The organism is Enterococcus sp. AZ079, from assembly GCF_050547255.1.
Classification (GTDB): Bacteria; Bacillota; Bacilli; order Lactobacillales; family Enterococcaceae; genus Enterococcus_D; species Enterococcus_D casseliflavus.
Map to the genome: position 1 here is coordinate 1,492,501 of NZ_CP172955.1, position 14,364 is coordinate 1,506,864.

A 14,364-nucleotide genomic window follows, 5' to 3' on the forward strand; every position below is an offset into this window, starting at 1 on the left:
CGTCGCCACGCAGTCAAACACATGTCTTCACTGACATGTGTTTTTTTGTTATTACAACGATGTATCATTTTTCTAAAAACAATCACTTAAAATAACTTTTTATGGAAAAAAATGATACACTAGTAGTGAAGTATTTTTAGGAGGGATCATATGACTGACGATGCCAAAAAAGAACAAAAATTTGTTCAAGATCAAGACGTTGTTTCAGTTTCAACGAATGAAGAAGTATCCTTTGGCGATATCAAACAAGTAGCCTCAAAAAATATCGGTCAGATGCTGCAAGACCTGCAAGATTTTGAAGTAGCGATCGAAAAAGAGGATATTCCTGAAATTTATCGTATATATAATGGTCGATTGCATAAACAGCTAAAAGAAACATCAAATCAAAATCATGAGATTGACGAATTACTATCAAGAAAGTTCCATGATAACTTCACCCAAACATTTCCTTTCATGATGCATTGTGCCAAAATATCTCCTACCGTGCATTACTATAAGTTAGGGACCTATTATCATGAGCGAGCGACGATTGGTATCGATGCGAGCATTCCAGAAATTTTTGTTATCCCTGAGATAGACGAAGAATGGGAGAAGTTTCAACGAGGCGATCGTGAGATGCTGACAGCCATCGAACAACAAATGGATAAGCTGGAAGCCAAACGGATCACTGCCCTATCAGAAGTAAAGGAAATCCAAAATCAGATCGATAAGCTTACGGCATCTGTAAATGAATTGAGTGAGTCAAAGGGCTTTTTCAATCGGACAAAAATCGATGAAGAACTAGAGCAGTTGACTTCTGAGCGAAAAGCATTAGAAGCCAAACGTCGGGAATGGGAAAGATATTCAAATAATGACGAAGAGGTTTTTGCTGAAAAAGAGCGTCTGCAACAGCAATACCAAACATTGCGCTTAAAGAAAGCAATCGTGGAAAAAGAATTCCGTCAAATTGATACCTTTTTTGGATCATTTGATGAATTTACGGCAAAAATAATGGCTTTCTTAGCTCACTATACTGGAAAGGAGCTGACTGAAGTTGACGAAAGAAACGCAGACGAATCCTGAGGAATCACAGCTGCTGGAGCAGGAACCGACTCTAGAGGTCCAAACAGAAGGAGCTAATGAAGTCGAGGAAAACGTATCAACAAATGCGACGGACTTAGTGAATGACGGTCCTTTAGTAGAAGATAGTGGAAATGTAGGGGATGATTCTTTTGATTCAGCAAAAGAAGAAACTGACTACGAAGATGATTATTATGCTGTAAAAGCGCAAGATCACCAACGAATCGAATCGCTTATTGAGCAAGCCGAAAACGAACTAGCTGATTTAAAATTGAGAAAATCAATTATGGAAGCTGATTTTTCTGGATTGCTTGCTCATTACCGCCAGTTGATTTTAACAGATCAAGATATTTCGGTGATCGCCAAAAAGACATTGCTTGAATACTATGCCTATGAATTCTTGAAACCATTAAAAACGATTCATTTAACTGCTACTGATAACTATGACACATGGAAGACAAAGCATTTCAATGTCCGTTTTCGTTTAACAGAAACAAAGGAGCTCGAGTTTAGTTTCAAACTTAATCCAGTCAATTCTACGTATCAATCTAATTATTTGACATTGTTGACTATCAATTCAAACTCCCAGTCGGTGGTTGTCAATGATGAACAGATTTTGCATTTAATCAGTCAATGGCATGCGGAGAATATTTTCTCGGTCAATCAGCTTTCGCTCTTTAATTATGATGTCAACTTGGTATTGGCGCATTTAAAAGAATTAGGCTTTACGGTTTCACCAAGCTTGATCGACAATACCCAAACATTGGCTGTCGATATGGAGACGGACTTTGCTGTTGCAGCAGAAGTTCTCGATCAAATTTTCATTATTACAATGGAGAATCAGCAATATGATTTTATCACAGAAAACAAAGGTGAAATTCTTGTTTTACTTGATAAAAATCAACGATTGACGATTCATTTGTATACAGAGTCCACTTTACTAACGATTGATTCAGATCAATGGAAGCGATCCTTATTAGATTTCTTCACAAGCTATCCATTTTTGGTTCCGCTTGTCGTGGAAGGTGAAGAATAAATGTTCTAAATTCATTAAAAGTGCTAGAATGGTTTTTATAACTATTCAGCACTTTTTTTTTGGAAGGAGCAGTATGATGAAAAACAAAGCACTAGGTTTTTATGAAGGACGATCTTTAGATGAGTCAAATGTATTTATTGAAAAGGAAATTCCGATACCCAATTGCCAAGCAAATGATTTATTGGTGGAAGTACAGGCAGTTTCGGTCAATCCAATCGATACAAAAAGACGGCAAATGACTGCTTTAAGTGAAGCGTTCCAGATCCAAGGGTATGACGCCGTTGGGATCGTTAAAGAAATCGGCTCAGCAGTTAATGGCTTTGCCGTTGGTGATCGGGTGTTTTATGCTGGAACCACACAACGACCTGGTGCGAATCAAAGGTTCCAAACAGTTGATTCTCGGATCACAGCAAAGGCACCAGCCGGCTTTTCTGATGGCGATCTTGCAGCTATGCCATTAACGAGTATTACAGCGTGGGAATTGCTTTTTGAAAAATTTGGGTACGTGCCTGAAGAAAACGCGAATGATGGATCGATTTTATTGGTCAATGCCAGCGGTGGTGTTGGCTCAATTGCGGCGCAACTAGCAAAATGGGCAGGATTGACAGTCTATGGCACTGCGAGTCCTAAGAACGATCAGTGGCTTAAAAACAATCAAGTGGATCAAGTACTTAATCATCGCTTGCCGTTGGCTGAACAAATCACTGAGCCTTTTTCAGCCGTTGCAATTTTTTATGACGCCTCGGCCTATTTGCCACAATTAACGAAAGCAATCTTGCCGTTTGGCAAAGTCGGAATGATCGTGAATACGAAAGAAGCGCTAGATTTAAATCCATTTAAAAACCTCGGCATCGATTTTTATTGGGAGTATATGTTTGCAAAAACAGATGCTCAGTTGATGATTGAAACACAAGGGAGCATTTTGCAACGGATCGCCTCGTTGCTTGCTGACAAAAAGATTCATACGACTGCGGTCCAAACGTTTGATGGAGGAATTACCATCGAGACCTTAAAGCTCGCTACAAAAGCGGTTGAGCAAGGAACGAAAGGAAAGACAGTGATCACTGGAGGCGTCCGCTAGATGGAAGAAGAGGAAGCGATGCTGTTTTGGGATGAATTTGCCCAAGAATATGCACAGATTCAAAGAGAATCCCAATTGAAAATTGCTGAAGAGGTAGCAGCTTTTTTGGTGGAGCAGAAAGTGTTCCCGATATCGGCCTTCGTTGACTTTGCTGCGGGGACTGGCCGCTACATTTCAGCATTTTATCCTTATGTAGATGAGTATTACGCAATTGATTTTTCAAAAGAAATGTTAAAAATCATTGAAGAAACGACGGAAGATCCGATGAACAAGCTCCATCTGGTTCAGCAGAGCCAAAAAGACTTTTTATCTGCAGACCAGCACTGGCCCTGTATTTTTATGGCAATGAATCCCGCAGTCAGAGACAAGGAAACATTGCTTCAGTTTCAAAAAAAGGCCCATCAATTGATTATTCTAAGAATGATCACAGAAGAAGAAAACGTGTTTCAGCCATATGAAAAAAATCTTTCAGCGAAGAATGACCTGAACCTAAACACTTGGTACAAGAAGTGGTTTTCAGAAGAAGCGATCGATTGGCAGCGTCGGCAATTCGAGTATATTTTGAAGGAAGAGATCGATCAAGAAATATTTCATCTTTATTTTGAGGAGGAGTACTCATTGGAACAACGGCAACAAATGGTTCAACATGTCTTTGGTGAGGCATTGACTGTCGAAAGCCAAACGAAAATCACTTTTGAGCTTCTTTTAGCTTAAGTAAAATCACACAATGGGTATCAAAAAAACGAGATTCTGACATAAGATCAAGAAACAGGTACAGGAGCTAGGCTTCTTTTGGCTGCTGACTGGAAACATCTTATGCTGGAATCTCGTTTTACAGTGAATTTGCTACAATAGAAGGTATACGATGCTGCCTAATAACAGTAAAAAAATGATGTTGACGATAAAAAACAGCTTTTGAAACGTTCTCGCTTCTTTTGGTCTGGCTTGTTTCAATAATTTGTACCCAATCAAATTCGCCAAAGAAGCAATCAATGTACCCAAACCACCAACATTGACGCCCAAAAGAACGGCTTTTTCTAAATCGGTAAAAGGAGCAATCAAAATTGCTGCTGGAACGTTAGATATTCCTTGGGAGAGTAAAATACTACCTAAAAAAGCGCGATGCGTTTCTTGAAAATACGGTCGAATGTGATCGGTGACCAGAGATAGGTCTTGAATATTCCCGACGATCAAGAAGAAGCAGAGAAAGGTAAGTAGTAATCGATAATCAACTTTTGCAAATAATCGTTTATTACTAAACCAAACCACGGCTGCGACGACAAGCACGGCGATTGAAATAGGGAGAACACTAAAAATACCAAGAATCATAAGAACAAATAATCCTGAATTAAGCAGCGCTGGCTTTTTTTCAAAGGGTTCTTCTTGCAGGGCGATTTCCAATGGAGTCTTTGGGATGAGCTGGATCGAAACAAGGAGTAATAGTAATGAAAGTCCCACAAAGGTGCCAGTAGTCCACATGAATTGTGGCAGCGAAATCTGATAGTAAGAAAATAAAAATAGATTTTGCGGATTTCCAAATGGAAACAGGCTGCTTCCTAAATTGGCTGCTACGATCAAATAGACAGCGCCTAATAAGACACTGGTGTGCTGTTGTTCTTTCCTCGTTAAGAGTAAATAGATGGGCAATAAAGTTAAGATAGCCACGTCATTTGTTAAAAACATCGAACTGAAGAAGCTTAGCAAAACGATTGCGCGGATCAAGTCACGCAGATTGCGACTTTTTTCCACTAATTTTTGTCCAAATGCTCGTAAAAGACCAGCTTCTTCTAACCCATTGATTACTAACATTAATCCAAACAGTGATAAAATCACTTTAAAGTCAATAAACGACCAACGGAAGGTGCCGAAAAAACACGTAATAAGTGCTAGTAGCAGGGAAATCGAAAATAATCGATCCGTTCGAAAAAATGCTAACATTCGTTTTCCCATAGTTCACCACCTTTCTTCTCAAGAATTTTACCATTCCCGCGCTTTAGGAACAATAAATAACGCTTTTTCCATCGAACTCAAAGTCATTCAGGCAATTTTTATAGTTGACAAACGACTCATTAATTGGGAAATTAGTATGTGAAAGGTGAAGGAGGTTCAAGAATGAATGTGATGCAGCTGCTTGAAAAAAATCAGCAGGTACATTTTCAAATTTTGGCTGTTTTTTTTCAGAATGGCTCAGAAGTCTCGTATAAAAAACTTGCAAAAACGTTATCCATTTCCGCGCCCACTTTGCAAAAAGAACTTCAAAATCTTCATCAAAATTTAGCTGCTTTCCATGAAGACGCAGCTTTGATCTATTCAGAAAATGATCAAGTGCAATTGGTATTGCCCCTTGATTTTTCCCTGAAGCAATTTTTTTATGCGTATCTTTCAGAAGCAATCGATTTTCAAATATTGTCGTATTTGTTTTTTCATCGAGATGAGTCAACGACGAAAATGATGTTAGAACTGATGTTGAGTGAAGCTTCATTGTTTCGTCGTTTCAAAGCGATCAATCAGTTATTGAAAGAATTCGACATCCAATTAAAAAATAAAAAATTGATTGGGGATGAAAAACAGATTCGCTTTTTCTATTATCAGTTTTTTTCACAAAGTTATCCCAATGAAGAATTGATCGCTCGCTTGAATGCACCAGTCATCAACAATTTGATTCGAGTCATTGAAAAACAGTTGCAGACAACGTTTAGTCAAGCAGAGCGTTGGAAAGTCGGGCTTTGGTTAGGCATTATGGAAGCCCGTTTTGATTATCGCGGCTCGCAACAGCATGAAGCCTCGTATCCATTGTTGAAGTCATTGGAAAATGAAGCGATGTTCCAGCTTTTGCGGAATATATTAGGGCGCTATCTCAGTCGTTTTGCCGTATCCTGGAGCGATTATGAAACGGTATATTTCTATTTATTTTTATTAGCTGAAGGCTTGATTCGCCCTTCACTGGATGACTCCTTGCAAAAATCACTTTTCTTCCAAGAGATCGATGCGTTAAATGGGGAGCTGCTGCAGGCCATTGGTGATAGTGAAAGAAAGACTACGGAAACTTCTACGGAATTACGCGTCTTCTTGACGAGTGTGACGATCCAAGCGTTGTATATTCATGGCGGCATTATTGCCTTTGCTGAATTTCAGCCCCAAAGTGTTGCGAATGAGAGCTTGATCGAAGTGGCACAGCAAGCAATCGAACAGTTGGAGAAAAACGTAAACCAGTCTTTTTCTCTTGAGAAAAAGCAGCATTTGACCAATGAATTGCTTTTGATCCGTCAATGGATTCAAGTAAAACAGGAAAAAGCATTTACGGTAGGCATTTTGCTGACTCAATCACGATTACGCAGTGGCTTTTTGCGGCGCTTTTTGATCAAAGAATTGGCTGGCTATCCGAATATTCACTTCGATGAGACGAAGGAGAGGGACTATGATTTATTGATCGTTGATCATTCTGAGATCTCGGAAGGCTATCGTTATAAAAAACGATTGATTTTAACAGGTGGTGCAACCCCATTTGAAGAAGAGCGGCTTCATCAAATCGTGGATGAAATACGAAATGAGAACCTTGAAAGCGAGTTGGAAAAGATATGAGAATAGTGATTATTGGAGGCTCTCATGCAGGAATTGCTGCTGCCCGTCATTTAAAAAAAGTTGACCCAAAAGTCGATGTGATAATTATAGAAAAATCAAGCGTTCTTGGTTATGTTGCCAGCAGTTTGAATTTAGTACTGGAAGGTTACATTCAGCGTTTGGAAGATTCCAAAACGGCAACTGCCAGTGAACTTCTTTCAGAAGGAATCAATGTGATGTTAAACAGTGAAGTCACAAAAATCTTTCCGCAAGAACAAACGGTTCATTTTGTCACATCAACGGAATCTTATCAGCAAGAAGATGAAGTGAGTTATGATGGCTTGATTTTGGCGATGGGATCGAGTACTTTCCGTTCGGAGTTTGCCTCAGATGTCGAAGCACATATAACGACCTACAAAACCATTGGTCAATCAAAGCAAGCATTAGAAAAAATCGAGAATGCCCAAACCGTTGCGATCGTCGGTGCTGGTCTGATCGGGTTTGAATTAGCGGAATCTTTAAGCGGACAACAAAAAGCCGTTCATTTGATCGATCGCATGGATACGCTGTTGTTCCGTTATTTTGATCATGAAATTGCCAAAATTTTGATGGAACGCTTTCCTAAAAATTTGCAGATCTATCTTAACAGCAATGTCGCTCATACGATCAAAAATGAGAAAGGCGATTATCAAGGTATTGAGCTGTCAAATGGAACGAAGATTCAAGCTGACGTGGTCGTTTATGCTGTCAATCCACGTCCAAATGTCGCGTTAGTAGAAGATTTTCTAAAACTAAATCTGGATGGCACGGTATCGACAAATGAGTATTTGCAAACGTCTGACCCAGCGATTTATGCAATTGGGGATCTTGTTTCGATCCCATTTAATCATTCGGATAGCTCCTTGTATATTCCTTTAGTAACAAATGCTTACCGCACCGGGATCGTTGCTGCCACCAATTTATTGGCAAATGAACGGGGAACAACGAAAATTCCTTTTCCAAAAATGCAACGGACCGTCGTCAGTAAATTGTTTGGCTATTTCGTCAGCAGTTCAGGTATTAATGAGACCGAGGCACCGTATTACGGCTTTGAAGTAGATTCAGTGACGCAAACATTTCATTCTCGGACATTTTTCGCGACAGATGAGGATTTTGAAGTAACGTTAAAACTGATTTTTGATCAGCAAACGAAAGTGATCATGGGGGGACAAATCATTACGAGTGATCGTGGAAGTTTGGAGATCATCAATACGATCTCAACCTTGATCAATAGCAAGACGACCTTGCACCAATTAGCAACAATGGATTACTTTTTCAATCCAACCATCTCATTTCCACTGCACTTTTTGAATCAATTGGCCCTTGATGGCTTGTTAAAGTAAAATAGTAAGTCTTGATAAACCTGCGATGATCGCAGGTTTATTTTTGTGAATTGACGTTAATCGGGAGAAAATAGCGATTGCGCCCATGAAAGGTATCGCGTATTAAAACCAGGTGGGGTTGTGCTGAACTTTGATGCCAACTGGTATTGCTATCTTTTTGATGAAGAAACTCGTAAAAAATATGACGACGCTCGTTTTATGACTGAACGATTTTTGGTAAATGATTGTTATCGGCAGACGAATGTTCCTTGTATGGACACGTTAGCTCATCAGTACTCTTTATCTGAAAAGCTACGCCTAGCATGGGATGAGCATGTGTGAACTACACAGGGGGTTCAACAAATTGAAACGAATGAACGTGTGAATGATTTGTTATTGAATGAAACTCAGAAGTTGAATCTAGCCTTCTCAAGTATTTATTTGATTAAAGCGATTAAATAGACTTCATTGATAAAAAAAGACGTGCTTGCAGTCTTTTATAAGAGAAAAATATCACATAATCCCATGCCTTGGCAGATTCGTTTTCACTGAAATTGCGTTAGTAAAGGGATTTTTTTTAAAAACTTCTTGTGATTTTAAGTGAAATACGTTACCCTATTAAAGAGAGTGAGAATCATTCTCAATAAGGAAGGGGCGGGGCATGTTGAAAAAAATCGGATTACTGCTGATCTTGATTCTTCTTGTGGGCTGTTCTTTACTGGTAGGTACCCATGAATTATCATTAAGTGGTTTACAGCAGGGTGATCCGAATCATTGGCTTGTTTTGGTAAAAGTTAGGCTCCCACGGACGATCAGTTTGATCATTGCAGGTGGAATCATTAGTTTATGTGGGAAAATCATGCAGCATATGATGCAAAATAAATTTGTGGCATCAGAGTCGATCGGGTTATCTGATAGTGCTCGTTTAGGAATTTTGCTAGTCATGCTTTTTCTGCCAAATGCTTCAAACTTGATTCGGACAACCGCAGCATTTGTGTTTGCTTATGCAGGTGTTTTGTTCTTTTTATTTTTAAGCCAATTTCTACCAAAGAAAGATCCAATGATGCTCCCTTTGACCGGGGTGATGTTCGGTAATATCATCGGTGCCATTAGCAGCTTCTTGGCCTATCGCTTCCAATTGGTTCAAAATGTCTCTTCTTGGCTACAAGGAAATTTCGCTACTATTATGGCTGGCCAGTATGAACTTTTGTATTTGACGATTCCAGTATTCGGTCTGTTGTATTTCCTAGCTTATGAGATCACGATTGCTGGTTTAGGAGAAAGTGCCGCCAAGAGTCTGGGGATCAATTATCTGTATTTACGCTTTGCTGTGTTCGCTCTGGTGACGTTTGCCAGTAGTGTCGTTTTATTGACCGTTGGACAAATCCCTTTTCTAGGGATCGTTATCCCAAATATGATCGGCATGGTGTTTGGGGATCATTTGAAGAATAATCTACTGCTGATCAGCTTTGCTGGAAGTGCATTTTTACTTTTATGTGATGTATTGGCACGCATCGTGATTGCTCCGTATGAGATGCCCGTAAGTGTGGTTGCCGGTGTACTAGGTGGTTGCTGCTTCTTGATTTTGCTGCTGGGGAGGAAGTTTCAATGAAGAAAAAACTCTTTCTTTTGTTCTTTCTGATCCTTTGTGCCGCTACTGCCTATCTGACCTATAACACCTATGGTAATTGGTCATTTGCTTTTGCATTGCGGGGCCGTCGGATCTTCGCCTTTGCTCTGGTGGCGATCGCAATTTCCTTTAGTACGATCACCTTACAGACTGTTACGAGCAATCGCTATTTAACACCAGGAATCTTAGGCTTGGATCAACTATATGTCCTGGTTCAGACCCTATGTTTCTTTTTTATCGGCGGGATCCAGATGCTAAGCCAAGAAACAGCAGCGATGTTTTTATTCTCTGTCAGTCTGACTGCCATTCTAGGAAGTTTATTGATCGGTTTTTTCTATCAAAAAGCCGTCAACGGATTGTTTTTGTTGTTGATGGCTGGAATGGTATGCGGCACGATGTTCAGTAGTCTGAGCACGTTTTTGCAAGTCTTGATGGACCCGAATGAATATGATTTACTGCAAGGTCGCTTATTCGCTAGCTTTGGCAATATCAATACGCAACATCTCTTAATTGCTGCTGTGATCATTTTGATCGGTAGTAGCTGCCTGATTCTGTTGATTCCAGAATTGAATCTATTACATTTAGGAAGCGGGCAAGCCAAAAGTCTAGGCGTTCCTGTTCAATGGCTTCATAGAGGTATTTTATTTTTGATTGCGCTTCTGACAGGTACCGCTACGGCACTCGTAGGTCCAGCTGTTTTTCTCGGCTTTGTAGTGGCAACGATCACCTATCAGCTTTTTCCCACCTATCGCCATGGGTGGTTGTTTGCTGGTGGCAGCCTGATTGGTTTTCTCCTGTTAGTAGGAGGGCAGTTCTTAGTGGAACAAGTGTTTCAATGGCAAACGACCATTGGTACGGTGATTCAATTATTAGGTGGCGTCTTCTTTATAAGCAAATTGCTGCTGGAAAGGAAAAAATCATGATCGAAACAAAAAACGTATCTAAAAATTATGCGAAAACACAGGTGTTGACCGAGTGTTCTTTAGCATTACCTGAGCAGAAAATGATTGCCTTTATCGGGCCTAATGGTGCGGGAAAAAGCACCTTACTCTCCTTGGTCAGTCGAATGCTGGACCAGAGAACTGGTGATATTTATTTAGATGGAACTGAGATTCGCCAATGGAAATCCAAAGAGCTAGCCAAAAAAATGGCTTTTTTGCAACAAAGCAATCGCTATGCAGTCAATCTGACTGTAAGAGAACTGGTGGCATTTGGTCGCTATCCGTATAACCGCGGGCGACAATCGGCAGCGGATGATAGGATCATTGATGATTCTTTGGCTAAGCTATCCCTTACCGAATACGCCAATCAATCGATTCATGAGCTTTCTGGTGGTCAGCTACAACGAGTTTACTTGGCGATGATCTTGGCTCAAGATACAGATTATCTGCTGTTGGACGAACCGTTAAACAATCTAGATTTGAAGCACGCCAACCAGCTGATGAAGTTATTGACCACCTTGGTGGAAGACTATCAGAAAACCGTTGTGATCGTCTTGCACGACATTAATTTTGCCGCTCGCTACGCCGATCACATCGTTGCCATGAAAGACGGTCAGATTTTTAAAGCGGCCGACACTGAGGCTGTGATCCAGGAGCAAGTGTTGGCATCGTTATATGAGATTCCAATCAAACTGGTACAAGTGGATGGTCGGCAATTTTGCTATACCTTCCAATAAAATGTATTTCTAAGGAGGAAAAAAATGAAAAAAATTGTAGTAAGCTTTATGAGTATTTTCGTATTAGCGGGGTTGACCGCATGCGGCTCGAATAATACAGGGACAACAGATTCAACGGGTACAGCTCAAACCCAAGTAGAAGAAAGTACACAAGCACCGACAGAAATCGAGATTACGGACAGCAATAGGACTGTTACTGTTCCTTATGCACCAGAAAAAGTGGTGGTTTTTGACAATAGTGCCTTAGACACGATGGATGCGCTTGGCCTTGGGGATCGAATCGTTGCTGCTGCGACCAGCAATTTACCAGATTATTTATCAGCGTATGCAGATGTTGAATCAGCAGGGGGAATCAAAGAGCCTGATTTAGAAAAAATCAATCAACTGCAGCCAGACCTAATCATTATTTCTGGGCGACAACGTGATTTCCAAGAGGAATTGTCTGCAATCGCGCCAACCGTTTTCTTAAGCGTTGACAATAGTGATACTTGGGCATCGATCGAAGCCAACATTACGACCATTGGTCAAATTTTTGGTAAGGAAGAGGAAGCGCAAGAACAACTAGCATCGTTACAAGGTCAGATCGATACCTTGAAGGAGCAAGCGCAAAATGCTGACGAGAAAGCCTTGGTTGTTATGGTAAATGAAGGCAATCTTTCTGCTTTTGGGCCAGGTTCTCGTCACAGTATCTTGTATGATACGTTTGGTTTCCCTGCAGTAGATGAGGAATTAGAGGCGTCGACACATGGACAAAGTATTTCTTATGAGTACTTGCTAGAGAAAAATCCTGATATCATTTTCGTGATCGACCGGACAAAAGCGATCGGCGGCAATGAAAGTGAAAGTGAATTTGTTGCAAATGAAATCGTCCAAGAAACAAATGCTGGGCAAAACGATCAAGTCATTGAATTGGATGCCGCGGTTTGGTATTTAGCAGGTTCAGGCTTGGAGTCGATCCAACTAATGATGGACGATGTCAAACCAGCCGTTGAATAAATAGGTGAGAAAAGCAATCAAGTAATTAGGACACGCGTATCAGTTTACTGAGAATGCGTGTCCCTTTTTATTTTCCTATTTTCTAAGACCTACGACTGATTTTTGATAACTTTCCCTGCTTTACTTTACCTGTCGTAGTAATTGTTTTATAATTAGTACGACAGATGAAGTAATTTAGGAGGCGATTGCGTGATCTCGAGTGACGGAATTCGCGGCTATAACGACGCAATCATTTTATCCATTCTTTCCAATGAAGATTCTTATGGATATGAAATATCCAAGCGTATTCGCGAAGGAACAGATGCTTTATATGTGATCAAAGAAACGACGTTGTATTCCGCTTTTACTCGGTTAGAAAAACAAGGATTGATCCGCTCATATCCTGGAGAAGTGACGCATGGCAAAAAGCGGACGTATTACCAGATAACTGCAGACGGAAGAGCAAGCCTTACGGAGAAACTATTGGAGTGGCAGCAGACAAAGATCGTCGTTGACCAGTTCTTACAAGGAGGAGACAAATGAAAACCATTCATGACTATCTAGACAGCTTATTTTTATCAGTACCCATCACACCGGAAACCAAAAAGGCGAAAGAAGACCTCTTAGCGATTATGGAAGACCACTACTTAGAACTGATTCACCAAGGGAAAAGCGAGCATGAAGCCATCGGTGCAGTAATCAGTGAGTTTGGTTCCATAGATGAGCTGTTGCAAGAGTTAAATGTTTCAAAAGAAGAAGCGCCGATTGATGATTGGTCCGATGCCATCACAGAAGACGATGCGTTTGATTATTGGGGAACTGTGCGACACTTTGCTTTCTCGTTATCTATAGGAATCGGTTTTTGTATCGCATCCCTAGCAGCCTTGATGCTCTTTGTTAGTATATATGCTGAGACCTTTGGAATAATGGTGATGTTTCTTTTTATCGCCATCGGGGTCGGTTTTATTATCTCTAGCAGTTTGCACTTTTCCGGTGCGCGTAAACAGTTGGATGATCGTCCAATAAAAAGGGATGCCAAACGAGAAGCCGCTCAGCAACTCGCAAATTATGAAAAAAGTTTTCGGATTGGTCTTGTTTTAGGAATTGGTGCCTGTATTTTATCAATTGCGCCTGTACTTTTAAGTGAATTGTTTTATTATTCTGTTGAATTTGGGATTTCCTTGTTTTTCTTGACGGTTGCAGCAGGTGTGTTCTTTATTATTTATGTAAGTATTATCCGTACAGGCTTTGCGAAGCTGGCAACTGAGACGTATTTTATTCGCGACGAAGACCATCCGGGGGATCGAGCAACACGTCATAAATATGGCGAATCCGCTGGTAGAGTTACCTTTTTTCGAACAGTCTACTGGCCAGTGATTTTGGTCGTTTACATGCTTTGGTCCTTCATGTTTCATGCATGGGCTTACTCTTGGGTCATTTTTGTTGTTGGTGGTGTCTTAGAGGACTACTTTATCGGACATACGAAAGCAAAAAAATAAGAGACACTTCAATCGAGAGTGCTTTCTTTACTTTTAAAAAAAGGAAGATTATAATACGCCTTGTAACTGAACCAATCAAAATAGAACTTCGAGAAATATGGTTCTCTCAATGCTTTTTTAAAGTTCAGAATACAAGAAAAGAGGCAATGAATATGTTAGAAATTCATTATCTGAAAAATGGCAGCAAAGAAATAGCAACAGTCGAATCTCCGGAGCGCTTTCTCGCAAGTCAATACTTGGAAGTTCCACCTTTTCAAGACCATTACCCAGTCGAAGAAGTTTTTTTAGACGGTAATCGGATTACATTGAGGGATCGAACGATCAGTGGATTGTTCAACTATTTAAATACTAAATAAAAAATTGCCTTTTTCTATGGCTCACTTTACTTGGTGAGGAATCATAGGAAGAGGCAATCTTTTTTATTTAATTGAGAATGAGAGGTGTAATTGAGAATCTAACAAGTAGGGAATTGAAATGGAAACGA

The 14,364-nt window shown here is 40.2% G+C and carries 14 protein-coding genes and 1 rRNA gene (1 of these 15 only partly in view); 14 read left to right on the forward strand and 1 reads right to left on the reverse strand.

All coding sequences use genetic code 11. From position 1 onward, the window contains the following. The 5 genes from rrf to IGJ15_RS07205 all read left to right on the forward strand — a co-directional run. Positions 1-11, forward strand: a 5S ribosomal RNA gene (rrf, locus tag IGJ15_RS07185); it begins 105 nt to the left of the window's first position. Positions 12-150: 139 nt separating this feature from the next. Then, positions 151-1,062 (forward strand): hypothetical protein, encoded by a 912-nt coding sequence (locus tag IGJ15_RS07190; protein ID WP_005226241.1) that lies wholly within the window; start codon positions 151-153, stop codon positions 1,060-1,062. Next, entirely contained in the window at positions 1,034-2,095 is a 1,062-nt protein-coding gene (locus IGJ15_RS07195) for a hypothetical protein (RefSeq protein ID WP_221693121.1), read from the forward strand. Before IGJ15_RS07190 ends, IGJ15_RS07195 begins: the two co-directional genes overlap by 29 nt. Before the next feature lie 73 nt (positions 2,096-2,168). Next, positions 2,169-3,176, forward strand: a complete 1,008-nt coding sequence (locus IGJ15_RS07200) for a zinc-binding alcohol dehydrogenase family protein (RefSeq protein WP_375354311.1) — start codon at positions 2,169-2,171, stop codon at positions 3,174-3,176. Then, positions 3,177-3,890: a class I SAM-dependent methyltransferase gene (locus tag IGJ15_RS07205; protein ID WP_333719202.1), complete on the forward strand. Its 714-nt coding sequence runs from the start codon at positions 3,177-3,179 to the stop codon at positions 3,888-3,890. It begins immediately after the preceding gene. Positions 3,891-4,022: 132 nt separating this feature from the next. Here the strand turns inward: IGJ15_RS07205 and IGJ15_RS07210 are convergent, their stop codons facing one another. Beyond that, positions 4,023-5,126 (reverse strand): SLC13 family permease, encoded by a 1,104-nt coding sequence (locus IGJ15_RS07210; protein ID WP_430599410.1) that lies wholly within the window; start codon positions 5,124-5,126, stop codon positions 4,023-4,025. Between the two features lie 162 nt (positions 5,127-5,288). Between IGJ15_RS07210 and IGJ15_RS07215 the strand changes: the two genes are divergently transcribed. From IGJ15_RS07215 to IGJ15_RS07255, 9 genes are all read left to right on the forward strand, one after another. After that, complete coding sequence (locus IGJ15_RS07215; RefSeq protein ID WP_430599412.1) at positions 5,289-6,758, forward strand: helix-turn-helix domain-containing protein; 1,470 nt, start codon at positions 5,289-5,291, stop codon at positions 6,756-6,758. After that, a complete protein-coding gene (locus IGJ15_RS07220) occupies positions 6,755-8,119 on the forward strand; it encodes an FAD-dependent oxidoreductase (protein ID WP_005226235.1) in 1,365 nt (454 codons plus the stop codon). The genes IGJ15_RS07215 and IGJ15_RS07220 overlap by 4 nt, the downstream gene beginning before the upstream one ends. A gap of 640 nt (positions 8,120-8,759) precedes the next feature. Continuing rightward, the gene (locus IGJ15_RS07225) at positions 8,760-9,710 is read left to right on the forward strand and encodes an ABC transporter permease (RefSeq protein ID WP_333719200.1); all 951 of its coding nucleotides are present in this window, start codon (positions 8,760-8,762) and stop codon (positions 9,708-9,710) included. Beyond that, a complete protein-coding gene (locus tag IGJ15_RS07230; protein WP_005236195.1) occupies positions 9,707-10,651 on the forward strand; it encodes an iron chelate uptake ABC transporter family permease subunit in 945 nt (314 codons plus the stop codon). Before IGJ15_RS07225 ends, IGJ15_RS07230 begins: the two co-directional genes overlap by 4 nt. Next, positions 10,648-11,406, forward strand: coding sequence for an ABC transporter ATP-binding protein (locus IGJ15_RS07235; protein WP_060793102.1), 759 nt, complete (start codon positions 10,648-10,650; stop codon positions 11,404-11,406). Before IGJ15_RS07230 ends, IGJ15_RS07235 begins: the two co-directional genes overlap by 4 nt. A 24-nt stretch (positions 11,407-11,430) precedes the next feature. Further along, complete coding sequence (locus IGJ15_RS07240; RefSeq protein ID WP_430599414.1) at positions 11,431-12,402, forward strand: siderophore ABC transporter substrate-binding protein; 972 nt, start codon at positions 11,431-11,433, stop codon at positions 12,400-12,402. Positions 12,403-12,591: 189 nt separating this feature from the next. Then, a complete protein-coding gene (locus tag IGJ15_RS07245; RefSeq protein WP_005226229.1) occupies positions 12,592-12,924 on the forward strand; it encodes a PadR family transcriptional regulator in 333 nt (110 codons plus the stop codon). Further along, the gene (locus IGJ15_RS07250; protein WP_333719198.1) at positions 12,921-13,880 is read left to right on the forward strand and encodes a permease prefix domain 1-containing protein; all 960 of its coding nucleotides are present in this window, start codon (positions 12,921-12,923) and stop codon (positions 13,878-13,880) included. Before IGJ15_RS07245 ends, IGJ15_RS07250 begins: the two co-directional genes overlap by 4 nt. 152 nt (positions 13,881-14,032) lie before the next feature. Then, positions 14,033-14,236, forward strand: a complete 204-nt coding sequence (locus IGJ15_RS07255; RefSeq protein WP_430599415.1) for a hypothetical protein — start codon at positions 14,033-14,035, stop codon at positions 14,234-14,236. The last annotated feature ends 128 nt before the right edge of the window (positions 14,237-14,364 follow it).